This window comes from Anoxybacillus sp. LAT27 (assembly GCF_022030075.1).
Lineage (GTDB): Bacteria > Bacillota > Bacilli > Bacillales > Anoxybacillaceae > Anoxybacillus > Anoxybacillus kestanbolensis.
Map to the genome: position 1 here is coordinate 58,510 of NZ_JAIWYK010000424.1, position 11,864 is coordinate 70,373.

The 11,864-nt window shown below is 46.4% G+C and carries 10 protein-coding genes; 8 read left to right on the forward strand and 2 right to left on the reverse strand.

Going from position 1 to position 11,864, the window contains the following annotated elements; all coding sequences use genetic code 11:
* Window positions 1-3: 3 nt before the first annotated feature.
* Genes LD028_RS12590 through pyrE form a run of 8 tightly spaced genes read left to right on the forward strand, consistent with a single transcriptional unit; the run spans window position 4 to window position 9,449 of the window.
* Window positions 4-927 (forward strand): aspartate carbamoyltransferase catalytic subunit, encoded by a 924-nt coding sequence (locus LD028_RS12590; protein ID WP_237812015.1) that lies wholly within the window; start codon window positions 4-6, stop codon window positions 925-927.
* Window positions 893-2,179: a dihydroorotase gene (locus LD028_RS12595; protein WP_237812016.1), complete on the forward strand. Its 1,287-nt coding sequence runs from the start codon at window positions 893-895 to the stop codon at window positions 2,177-2,179. Before LD028_RS12590 ends, LD028_RS12595 begins: the two co-directional genes overlap by 35 nt.
* The gene (locus LD028_RS12600) at window positions 2,176-3,270 is read left to right on the forward strand and encodes a carbamoyl phosphate synthase small subunit (RefSeq protein ID WP_237812017.1); all 1,095 of its coding nucleotides are present in this window, start codon (window positions 2,176-2,178) and stop codon (window positions 3,268-3,270) included. The genes LD028_RS12595 and LD028_RS12600 overlap by 4 nt, the downstream gene beginning before the upstream one ends.
* Window positions 3,263-6,454, forward strand: a complete 3,192-nt coding sequence (gene carB, locus LD028_RS12605) for a carbamoyl-phosphate synthase large subunit (RefSeq protein WP_237812018.1) — start codon at window positions 3,263-3,265, stop codon at window positions 6,452-6,454. Before LD028_RS12600 ends, carB begins: the two co-directional genes overlap by 8 nt.
* Window positions 6,451-7,215, forward strand: coding sequence for a dihydroorotate dehydrogenase electron transfer subunit (locus tag LD028_RS12610; RefSeq protein ID WP_237812019.1), 765 nt, complete (start codon window positions 6,451-6,453; stop codon window positions 7,213-7,215). Before carB ends, LD028_RS12610 begins: the two co-directional genes overlap by 4 nt.
* Entirely contained in the window at window positions 7,212-8,150 is a 939-nt protein-coding gene (locus LD028_RS12615) for a dihydroorotate dehydrogenase (RefSeq protein ID WP_077429474.1), read from the forward strand. The genes LD028_RS12610 and LD028_RS12615 overlap by 4 nt, the downstream gene beginning before the upstream one ends.
* Window positions 8,122-8,835 (forward strand): orotidine-5'-phosphate decarboxylase, encoded by a 714-nt coding sequence (pyrF, locus tag LD028_RS12620; protein WP_237812020.1) that lies wholly within the window; start codon window positions 8,122-8,124, stop codon window positions 8,833-8,835. The genes LD028_RS12615 and pyrF overlap by 29 nt, the downstream gene beginning before the upstream one ends.
* On the forward strand, window positions 8,835-9,449 hold the full coding sequence (gene pyrE / locus LD028_RS12625) for an orotate phosphoribosyltransferase (protein WP_237812038.1): 615 nt from the start codon (window positions 8,835-8,837) through the stop codon (window positions 9,447-9,449). The genes pyrF and pyrE overlap by 1 nt, the downstream gene beginning before the upstream one ends.
* Window positions 9,450-9,492: 43 nt before the next feature.
* Here the strand turns inward: pyrE and LD028_RS12630 are convergent, their stop codons facing one another.
* Both LD028_RS12630 and LD028_RS12635 read right to left on the reverse strand, forming a co-directional pair.
* Complete coding sequence (locus tag LD028_RS12630) at window positions 9,493-10,011, reverse strand: hypothetical protein (RefSeq protein WP_237812021.1); 519 nt, start codon at window positions 10,009-10,011, stop codon at window positions 9,493-9,495.
* 102 nt (window positions 10,012-10,113) lie between these two features.
* Entirely contained in the window at window positions 10,114-11,826 is a 1,713-nt protein-coding gene (locus LD028_RS12635; RefSeq protein WP_237812022.1) for an Rqc2 family fibronectin-binding protein, read from the reverse strand.
* Window positions 11,827-11,864 lie beyond the last annotated feature (38 nt).

The window sequence follows — 11,864 nt, forward strand, 5'->3', positions numbered from 1 at the left end:
TATATGCATTTACTAACGTTAGCAGAACTCTCGGTTGATGAAGTGCTCGCCATTTTGCATGAAGCGGAACGATTTGCGAACGGTGACACGTGGAAAGTCAATAAACAAACGTTTGTTGCCAACTTATTTTTTGAGCCGAGCACGCGCACAAAATGTAGTTTTGAAATAGCGGAACGAAAACTTGGGGTTGAAGTCATTCCGTTTGATGCAGAGATGTCGAGCGTCCAAAAAGGAGAAACGTTGTACGATACGATTCGGACGTTGCAAGCGATCGGTGTGGAAGCGGTCGTCATTCGCCACCCATCCGATCATTACTTTGAACCATTGCGCCATACGATTGATATTCCGATCATTAATGCAGGCGACGGGTGCGGTCATCATCCGACGCAATCGTTATTAGATTTACTGACGATTCGTCAACAATTTGGCACATTTATCGGACTGAATGTTGCCATTGTCGGTGACATTCGTCATAGCCGAGTAGCACGTTCGAATGCTGAAATATTAACAAGGCTCGGCGCAAACGTCTTCTTTTGCAGCCCTCCTGAGTGGCAAGATATAACGAATCCGTACGGCACATACGTCGATCTTGACACGGCAGTGAAAGAAGCAGACGTCGTCATGCTCCTTCGCATTCAGCACGAGCGTCATGAAGAAAAAATGGGATGGACGAAAGAGCAATATCATGAACAGTACGGTTTAACGATCGCGCGAGAAAAACAAATGAAAAACACGAGCATCATTTTACATCCGGCTCCAGTCAATCGCGATGTAGAAATCGCAAGTGAACTCGTTGAATGTGAACGATCACGCATTTTTAAACAAATGGAAAACGGCGTATACGTGCGCATGGCTGTTTTAAAACGAGCATTACAAAAAGGGGGAGCGAAACATGGCTATCATTTTCAAACGTGCGCGTTTGCTTAATGAGCAAGGTGAACTTATACAGACGGATATAAAAGTTGCTGGAGGTCGTATCGTTCGAATCGCACATGACCTTCATGCAGACGCCGGTGATGAAGTCATTGATGTGGATGGGCAATTTGTCGCGCCAGGATTTGTCGACGTACACGTTCATTTACGTGAGCCGGGCGGCGAGCATAAAGAAACGATCGCGACAGGTACGCTCGCTGCGGCAAAAGGTGGATTTACAACGATTGCAGCGATGCCAAACACAAAACCAGTACCTGATACGAAACAACAAATGGAGTGGCTCGTGAACCGCATTCGCGAAACGGCGCACGTGCGCGTCTTACCGTATGCTTCGATTACAGTGCGCCAAGCAGGAAAACAGCTTGTCGATTTCGCGGCCTTAAAAGAAGCAGGAGCGTTTGCGTTTACAGACGATGGCGTTGGCGTGCAAAGCGCGCGCATCATGTATGAAGCGATGCAACAAGCGGCAGCTCTCGATATGCCTATTGTCGCACATTGTGAAGACGAAACGCTCACATATAAAGGATGCGTACACGACGGTTCATTTGCAAAACGGTATGGACTTTCTGGCATTCCTTCCGTTTGTGAATCGGTACATATTGCCCGCGATGTGTTGCTAGCCGAAGCAACCGGGTGTCACTACCACGTTTGTCATATAAGCACGAAACAGTCGGTGCGCATCGTGCGCGAGGCGAAACAAGCAGGAATTCGCGTCACTGCTGAAGTGACTCCGCACCATTTACTGCTTTGTGATGAAGACATCCCAATGTTAGATGCGAACTTTAAAATGAATCCACCGTTGCGAACGAAAGAAGATCAACAGGCGTTAATCGAAGGATTGCTTGATGGAACGATTGATTTTATTGCCACCGATCATGCGCCACATACAAAGGAAGAAAAAAGCGAAGGGATGGTGCTTGCACCGTTTGGCATCGTCGGATTAGAAACGGCCTTTCCGCTTTTATATACGCATTTTGTTGAAAAAGGAATATGTACGTTAAAACAGCTTGTTGACTGGCTTTCAAAAAAACCAGCCGAGACGTTTCGCATTGACGGCGGGGAACTAAAAGTTGGCGCCAAAGCAGATTTCGTCGTTATCGATTTACATATCGAACAAGCCATTGATCCAAACACGTTTGTATCGAAAGGAAAAAATACACCGTTTGCAGGCTGGACATGTAAAGGGTGGCCAACGATGACGATTGTAGCTGGAAAAATGGTTTGGCAGAAAGGAAGAGGAGAATGAAACGACAACTCATTTTAGAAGATGGTACACGTTTTGTTGGCGAAGCGTTTGGAAGTGAACGACAAACAGTCGGTGAAGTCGTTTTTAACACAGGAATGACAGGATATCAAGAAATTTTAACGGACCCGTCGTATTGCGGACAAATCGTAACGATGACGTATCCATTGATCGGAAACTACGGCGTCAACCGCGACGATTTCGAATCAATCGAACCGCATGTGTTTGGATTTATTGTGAAAGAAGCGTGCCTATCTCCGTCCAATTGGCGAAGTGAGCTAACGATTGACGAATATTTGCGCATGAAAAATATCCCCGGCTTAGCAGGTGTCGATACGCGGAAACTGACGCGCATTATTCGTCAATACGGCACGTTAAAAGGGATGATTTGCGACATGGACGTGTCTGTGACGGAGGCAGTCGCTTATTTAAAAGAAACGGAGCTTGCGCGCGATCAAGTGAAACGCGTATCGACAAAAAGCCCATACGTTAGCCCAGGGCGTGGCCATCGCATCGTTTTAATCGACTTTGGCATGAAGCACGGCATTTTGCGTGAATTAAATAAACGCCATTGCGATGTCATCGTGTTACCGTACAACGCAACGGCCGAAGAAGTATTGCAATGGCATCCCGACGGTGTCATGTTATCGAACGGACCTGGGGATCCGAAAGACGTACCAGAAGCGATTGACATGATTCAACACATACTTGGTAACGTTCCACTTTTTGGTATATGTCTCGGTCATCAACTATTTGCACTCGCTTGTGGGGCGAATACAGAAAAAATGAAGTTCGGTCATCGAGGTTCCAATCACCCTGTGAAACATCTCCAAACAGGAAAAGTAGCAATTACTTCACAAAATCACGGCTATACCGTTACAGAGCAGTCGCTTCGTCACACACGGCTAGAAGTGACGCACATCGCATTAAACGACGGAACGATTGAAGGGCTTCGCCACCGCGACGTTCCTGCGTTTACCGTGCAATATCATCCGGAAGCGTCGCCAGGTCCAGAAGACGCAAACGGTTTATTCGACGATTTTATTGCGATGATTGAACAGTTTAAAAAAGAAAGAGGTGTCGTCCATGCCTAAACGTCAAGATATTGAAACGATTCTCGTCATCGGTTCTGGACCGATTGTCATCGGGCAAGCAGCGGAGTTCGATTATGCGGGGACGCAAGCATGTTTAGCGTTAAAAGAAGAAGGATATAAAGTCATTCTCGTCAACTCCAACCCGGCAACGATTATGACCGATACACAAATTGCTGACAAAGTATACATGGAACCGTTAACGCTCGAATTTGTCTCGCGCGTCATTCGGAAAGAACGGCCCGATGCCATTTTGCCGACGCTTGGCGGACAGACGGGATTAAACTTAGCGGTCGAATTAGCAAAAGCAGGAGTGCTTGAAGAGTGCGGTGTTGAAATTCTCGGCACGAAATTAGAAGCGATTGAAAAAGCGGAAGACCGTGAACAATTCCGAGCCCTTATGAACGAGCTTGGCGAGCCGGTGCCAGAAAGTTCCATCGTACATAGTTTACAAGAGGCGTATGCGTTCGTTTCACAAATCGGATATCCGGTCATCGTTCGCCCGGCATTTACGCTCGGTGGAACAGGCGGAGGCATTTGTACGAACGAAGAAGAGCTTGTCGATATCGTTTCAAGCGGCTTAAAAATGAGCCCCGTTCATCAATGTTTATTAGAAAAAAGTATCGCAGGCTATAAAGAAATTGAATACGAAGTCATGCGCGATTCGAAAGACAACGCCATCGTCGTTTGCAATATGGAAAATATTGATCCCGTCGGTATTCATACGGGCGATTCCATCGTCGTCGCGCCAAGTCAAACGTTAAGCGATCGTGAATATCAGCTATTGCGCAACGCCTCGCTGCGCATCATTCGCGCGCTCGGCATAGAAGGGGGCTGCAACGTTCAACTTGCCCTTGATCCGCACAGCTTCCAATATTACGTCATTGAAGTGAACCCGCGCGTGAGTCGCTCATCGGCGCTTGCATCAAAAGCGACAGGGTATCCGATTGCGAAGCTTGCCGCAAAAATTGCCGTTGGTTTAACGCTTGATGAAATGATGAATCCAGTCACAGGAAAAACGTACGCTTGCTTTGAGCCAACGCTCGATTACGTCGTCACAAAAATTCCGCGCTTTCCGTTCGACAAATTCGAATCAGCGAACCGCCATCTCGGTACGCAAATGAAAGCGACAGGGGAAGTGATGGCGATCGGGCGCACGTTTGAACAGTCGCTATTAAAAGCGGTGCGCTCACTTGAAACGAACGTCTATCATTTAGAATTAAAAGAACAAGTCGATGATGCATTGATACAAAAGCGTATTCAAAAAGCGGGCGATGAACGGTTATTTTACATTGCGGAAGCGTTTCGCCGCGGTGTAACGGTCGAACAAGTGCATGCATGGAGCCAAATCGATCCGTTCTTTTTAACAAAAATTGAAGGCATTGTGAAGTACGAATCCGTTTTACGCGAACATGTTGGCAATATCGACATACTAAAAAAAGCGAAAGAAATGGGCTTTTCTGATGTGGCGATTGCGAAATATTGGCAGATGACTGAACGAGACGTGTATGAGATACGGAAACGCGCTTGCATTACGCCGGTATATAAAATGGTCGATACGTGCGCAGCGGAATTCGAATCGGAAACGCCGTATTATTACAGCACATATGAAGAAGAAAACGAATCTATTGTTACAACGCGTGAAAGTGTTGTCGTTCTCGGTTCTGGTCCGATTCGGATCGGGCAAGGAATTGAGTTTGACTACGCGACCGTTCATTGTGTATGGGCGATTAAAGAAGCGGGATATGAAGCGATTATTATTAACAACAATCCAGAAACGGTTTCAACCGACTTTAGCATTTCCGATAAGTTGTACTTTGAACCGTTAACGATTGAAGATGTGATGCACGTCATCGATTTAGAACAACCGATCGGCGTCATCGTCCAATTTGGTGGGCAAACAGCGATCAATTTAGCGGCGGAATTAGCGGCGCGTGGGGTGCGCATTCTCGGCACATCGCTTGAAGATTTAGATCGTGCCGAAAACCGCGACAAATTTGAACGGACGCTTGCGCAACTCGGCATTCCGCAACCGAAAGGAAAAACAGCGTTTTCCATTGAAGAAGCGGTCCGCATCGCTGAAGACATCGGATATCCTGTTCTCGTGCGCCCGTCGTATGTGCTCGGTGGTCGTGCGATGGAAATCGTCTATAAAAAAGAAGAGTTGCTACATTATATGGAGTATGCGGTGAAAGTGAATCCGCAACATCCCGTATTAATTGACCGTTATTTAATTGGAAAAGAAATTGAAGTCGATGCGATTTCCGATGGGGAAGATGTATTTATCCCAGGCATTATGGAGCATATTGAGCGCGCAGGCGTTCATTCTGGCGATTCGATTGCCGTCTATCCGCCACAAACGTTATCAAAAGACATTCAACAACAAATTGTTGACTATACGATTGCGTTGGCAAAAGGATTGCGCATCGTTGGACTGTTAAACATTCAGTTCGTACTATATGACGGCGATGTGTACGTGTTAGAAGTGAATCCACGTTCAAGCCGCACCGTTCCGTTTTTAAGTAAAATTACGAACGTGCCGATGGCAAACATCGCAACAAAAGTCATTTTAGGCGCAAAGTTAAACGAGCTTGGTTACTACACCGGATTAAAAGAAGAAAGCGAAGGGGTATATGTGAAAGCGCCTGTGTTTTCATTCGCGAAGTTGCGTAACGTCGATATTTCGCTCGGTCCAGAAATGAAATCGACGGGTGAAGTGATTGGAAAAGACGACACGTTTGCGAAGGCGCTTTATAAAGGGCTTGTCGCTTCTGGCATCCACATTCGTCCGCACGGTGCCGTCTTATTGACGATTGCCGATAAAGATAAAGAAGAAGCGATTGATATCGCGCGCCGCTTTTACAATATCGGCTATCAATTGCTTGCGACAAACGGCACAGCGCAAACGTTGCGGAAAGCGAACATTCCTGTGACTGTCGTCAATAAAATTCATACCGGTTCCCCAAACATTCTTGACGTCATTCGCCAAGGCGAAGCACAAGTCGTTATTAACACATTAACAAAGGGAAAAGAAACGGAAAGCGACGGCTTCCGCATTCGTCGCGAAGCGGTGGAAAATGGCATTCCTTGTTTAACGTCGCTCGATACAGCGAAGGCGATGCTGCTCGTTTTAGAAGCGATGACGTTTTCGACAACGGCAATGACGGAAAAGAAGGTGGGCGTATGAGAGAAAATATGATAATCGTCTCCAACCACCAAATCGCAACAGGCATTTATGAATTAACGCTTGTCGGCTCGCTCGTTCAGCGCATGCACACCCCCGGACAATTTGTGCATGTTAAAGTGGGACATCGTGAACCGTTACTAAGACGGCCGCTCAGTCTTTGCGACATTAATCACGAAGCAGGAGAATGTACGATCATTTACCGTGCGGAAGGGGCAGGAACAACGCTCCTTTCGCAAAAACAGCCTGGGGAGTCGCTCGATGTGCTCGGTCCGCTCGGAAACGGCTTTCCGCTTTCCGCTCTTTCAAGCGGGCAACATGCCCTTCTTGTCGGTGGTGGTATCGGGGTGCCGCCACTCTATGAATTAGCAAAGCAACTAGTGAAAAACGGTGTATGTGTCACAGTCGTGCTCGGTTTTCAAACGAAAGATGTCGTCTTTTACGAGCAACAATTTGCTTCGTTCGGTAAGACGTACGTTGCAACGGCAGATGGTTCGTACGGCATGAAAGGATTTGTTACCGACGTCATTCAACGTCACGCCCTTTCGTTTCATGTGTTATATGCGTGCGGACCGAAGCCGATGTTAAAAGCATTACAACAACAATTTCCGCATAAAGAGCTATATTTGTCATTAGAAGAACGAATGGGTTGCGGCGTCGGCGCTTGTTTTGCATGCGTATGCCACGTGCCAAACAGCGAAACGGCATATAAAAAAGTATGTAGCGATGGACCTGTATTTCGAGCGGGGGAGGTCGTATTATGAACCGATTAGCAGTCGAATTGCCGGGACTTTCATTAAAAAATCCGATTATGCCTGCTTCAGGTTGTTTCGGATTTGGACGGGAATACGCGAAATTTTACGATTTAAGCGTTCTCGGAGCAATTATGATTAAAGCGACGACGCTTGACGCGCGCTTCGGCAATCCGACGCCACGTGTCGCCGAGACGGCAAGCGGCATGTTAAATGCGATCGGGTTGCAAAATCCCGGCGTTGATTATGTGCTTGCTGAAGAACTGCCGTGGTTAGCGCAATACGACGTACCGATTATCGCCAACATCGCTGGCTCAACGGTGGAAGAATACGTAGAAGTCGCCAAGCGCATATCAAAAGCGCCAAATGTTCATGCGCTCGAGTTAAACATTTCATGCCCAAACGTGAAAAAGGGCGGCATCGCATTCGGAACGGTCCCAGAAGTCGCTGCGGAGCTGACGCGGGCGGTAAAAGAAGTGTCGGACGTGCCTGTTTATGTGAAACTATCACCGAATGTCACCAATATCGTCGCGATGGCGAAAGCGATTGAACAAGCAGGCGCGGACGGATTGACGATGATTAATACGTTAGTTGGCATGCGCATCGACGTTAAAACAGGGAAGCCGATTTTAGCGAACGGAACAGGCGGATTATCTGGTCCAGCCATTAAACCGATTGCCATTCGAATGATTTATGAAGTAAGCCAAGCAGTATCGCTTCCGATTATCGGCATGGGCGGCATTCAAAGCGCCGAAGATGTCATCGAGTTTTTTTATGCTGGTGCAAGCGCGGTGGCGATTGGAACAGCGAATTTTATCGACCCGTACGTTTGTCCACATATTATTCGCGACTTGCCACCTCTTTTAGATGAACTACGTATCGATCATATTTCGGAATGTACGGGAAGGAGCTGGAACAATGGACAAACCGTTTATTGTGGCACTTGATTTTTCATCAAAGGAAGAAGTGCGGTCGTTTTTGCAGTTATTTTCTGACACATCGCTCTTTTTAAAAGTCGGCATGGAGCTATATTTTCAAGAAGGTCCAGCGATCATCGACGAATTAAAGCAGCGCGGACACGATATTTTTTTAGATTTAAAGCTTCATGATATTCCGCATACAGTAAAACGAGCAATGAAAGGATTGGCGAAATTAGGCATTGATTTAGTGAACGTTCATGCATCAGGAGGAAGCGCGATGATGTGCGCAGCGATCGAAGGATTAGAAGAAGGAACGCCACCGGGAATGAAGCGTCCCCGTTGCATCGCGGTGACGCAGCTAACGAGCACAAGCGAACGAATGCTCCATGATGAATTGTTGATCGACCGTACGATGAATGAAACGGTGCTCCATTACGCCACCCTTGCATATCGAAGTGGGCTTGACGGCGTCGTTTGTTCCGCAAAAGAAGTGCCGTTTCTTCGCGCATCACTTGGCGCATCGTTCATCACCGTTACCCCAGGCATTCGTTTTGCGGATGATCAAGCGGACGATCAAGTGCGCGTTGTAACACCATATGAGGCGAAACAGCTTGGAACAAATTATATCGTCATCGGACGAAGCATCACAAAAGCGCACAATCCATATGCGGCATACGAACGGCTAAAACGAGAATGGGATGGTGGACAATGATGAACAAAGAAATCGCAAAACAATTGCTTTCGATCGGTGCAGTATCGTTAAGCCCAAACGAACCATTTACGTGGTCTTCCGGCATACAAGCTCCTATTTATTGCGACAATCGGCTGACGTTAGCGTACCCAGCGGTGAGAAAGATGATTGCCGATGAACTCACTTCGCTTATTCGTACGCATTTTCCGAATGTGGAAGTTGTCGCTGGCACCGCTACCGCAGGCATTCCCCATGCGGCATGGGTGAGCGAACGACTCGATGTACCGATGTGTTATGTGCGTAGTCAAGCGAAAGGACATGGAAAAGGGAAACAAATTGAAGGGAAAGTCGAACGAGGGCAACGCGTTGTTGTCGTAGAAGATTTAATTTCAACAGGTGGCAGCTCGCTAAATGCTGTGCGGGCTTTGCGCGAAGCAGGATGCCATGTGCTTGGCGTCGTTGCCATTTTTACATACGGATTACAAAAAGGCAAACGAGCATTTCAGCAAGAACAAGTCCCATACTACACCGTCACCGATTACGATACGCTCATCGAAACAGCAACAGAGCTTAGTATCATTACCGAAAAAGAGCGAGCAACACTACATCATTGGCGTGAGCAATTAGAAGCATAAAAACGAGGGTGTCCAACGAGTGACACCCTTTTTCATGTTATATTTATTTCGTGGGAATGACGTTTGTTTTTAAATAGTGGATATCGTTTGCTTGTTGAATCGAACGGAGTGATAATGCTTGTAGAATCGTTTCTTGATGCGCCATTTTTTCAAATCCTTCTTCCATTTGTTGCGACAATTGTTCAATTTGCTGTTTCATAGCAGGAATTTCTTGAACATGCAACTCAACAACCGTCATTCGTTCCATTAATTGTCCAACCATTTCCCGAATTGCTGGCACGAGCGCTACATCGTCTTTTGTGGCCATTGTCTGTTCAATTCGCTCCACCCGATGTTCAAGCGCACGCATACCGCTTTGCAGAGATACAACATCCTCTTTTGTAGCCATACGCTGCTCGATGCTTGCGACATCCTCTTTTGTAGCCATCGTCTGTTCGATATGACTCACGCGGTTTTCTAATACGCGAATGTCATCTTTCAACATAGCGACGTCTTCTTTTGTTGCCATGTTTGCACGTAAAAATGCCAGCTCATCAAAAATGCGTTGCAACAACTGTTCCATCATGCTCACCTCCTTTTTTTCGCTCCCATTATATCATGATTCGACGAAAAGAGAGAATAAAAAAAGACAAAATATTTTGATAAGTGTGAAAAACCCGCCTACTTAGACGGGTTTTTTCATCCTCACGACCAACTCCTCATCCGGCGTGACGTAAATCGTTTGTTGGTTTTCGTAAATGACGAAACCAGGTTTGGCACCGCTCGGTTTTTTAACGTAGCGGACGCACGTGTAGTCGACCGGAACGGAGCTGGAGTGGCGCGCTTTACTAAAGTAGGCGGCTAAATGGGCAGCTTCGATGATCGTCTGTTCGGATGGTTGCTTGCTTTTAATGACGACGTGGGAGCCAGGGATGTCTTTCGTATGAAGCCAAATGTCGTCTTTGCTTGCGAATTTGTTCGTTAAATAGTCGTTTTGTTTATTGTTTTTGCCGACGAAAATTTCCGTGCCATCGCTTGAGATGTAGCGTTCAAGGTCAATCGTGCGCGGCTTTTGTTTTTTCTGTTTTGTCGCCTTGGCGCGCAAATAGCCTTGTTCGATTAATTCGTCGCGAATATCGTCAATGTCTTTTGGTGAGGCGGTTTCGAGCTGTTGTAAAAGCGTTTCGAAGTAGACGATTTCTTCTTTTGTGCGTTCGATTTGCTCTTGGACGATCGCAAGCGAGTTTTTCGCTTTTTGATACTTTTGAAAATAGCTTTGCGCGTTTTCCGATGGCGTTTTTTGTTCATCAAGTGGAATCGTGACCGTTGCACCATTTTCGTCGTAATAGTTAACAACTTCCACTTCTTTCATTCCGCGTTCAACCGCGTAAAGATTTGCCGTCAACAATTCGCCGTACAGCCGATATCGCTCCGCTTGTTTTGCTTCTTCTAACGTTTGTTGTAACTTCATGAGCTTTTTCTCATTTTTCGCTTTTTCATTCGCGACAAATCGCTCTAAATCGTGCGCTTGTTGTTTGACACGGTCGCGTTCCGCTTTGCCGAAATAAAAACGGTCAAGCATCTCGCTTAATGTGTCAAACGGTTTCATTTCGCCTTCAATATGAGTGAGTGGCAACGCGTAAAATATTTCTTTTTCCCCTGTCGTATATATACACGGAGTAAAATTCCCGTTTCGTACGTTTTCGATAAGCGATATAAAACTTTTCGGTAGCGTCGTCCGATTGGCGAGCCCTGCCCGATGAACAGCTTCGCGAGCAAACAGCGGAGAAATGCCCATAAATGTCGCCACGAGTTGATCGGCTAATTTTCCAGCGAGAAAATCGATTTTTTTTAACACCGTTTCTTCCGTCGCATCAAGCGGATTCAGTTTGTTGTGTGATGGCGGCGAAATGTAAGGCGCCCCCGGCAGCACCGTTCGATAGCGGTTCACAGCAGGCGAGAGATGTTTGACGCTATCGATAATTGTATTCGTCTGTTCATCGACGAGAATGATGTTGCTGTGGCGGCCCATCATTTCAATAATGAGTTGCTTCGTACATACATCACCAAGCTCATTTCTTGCTTTCACGTGAATGATGATGATGCGATCAAAATCGACTTGCGTAATCGCCTCGATGATGCCCCCTTCCATATGTTTACGCAAAAGCATGCAAAACATCGGTGGTTCAGACGGGTTATCGTACGTCTCATTTGTTAAATGAATACGGGCGTAAGTCGGATGTGCACATAATAACAATTTATAGTTACATCCGTGCGAGCGAACATGAAATACTAATTCATATGAAGAGGGTTGATAAATTTTTGAAATGCGCCCCCCGACAATCGTGCGCTGTAATTCTTTTGTCATCGCATATGTAAATACTCCGTCAAACGACATAAAAAACACCTTTCTCTTTTTTCTTTTGATTATACCAT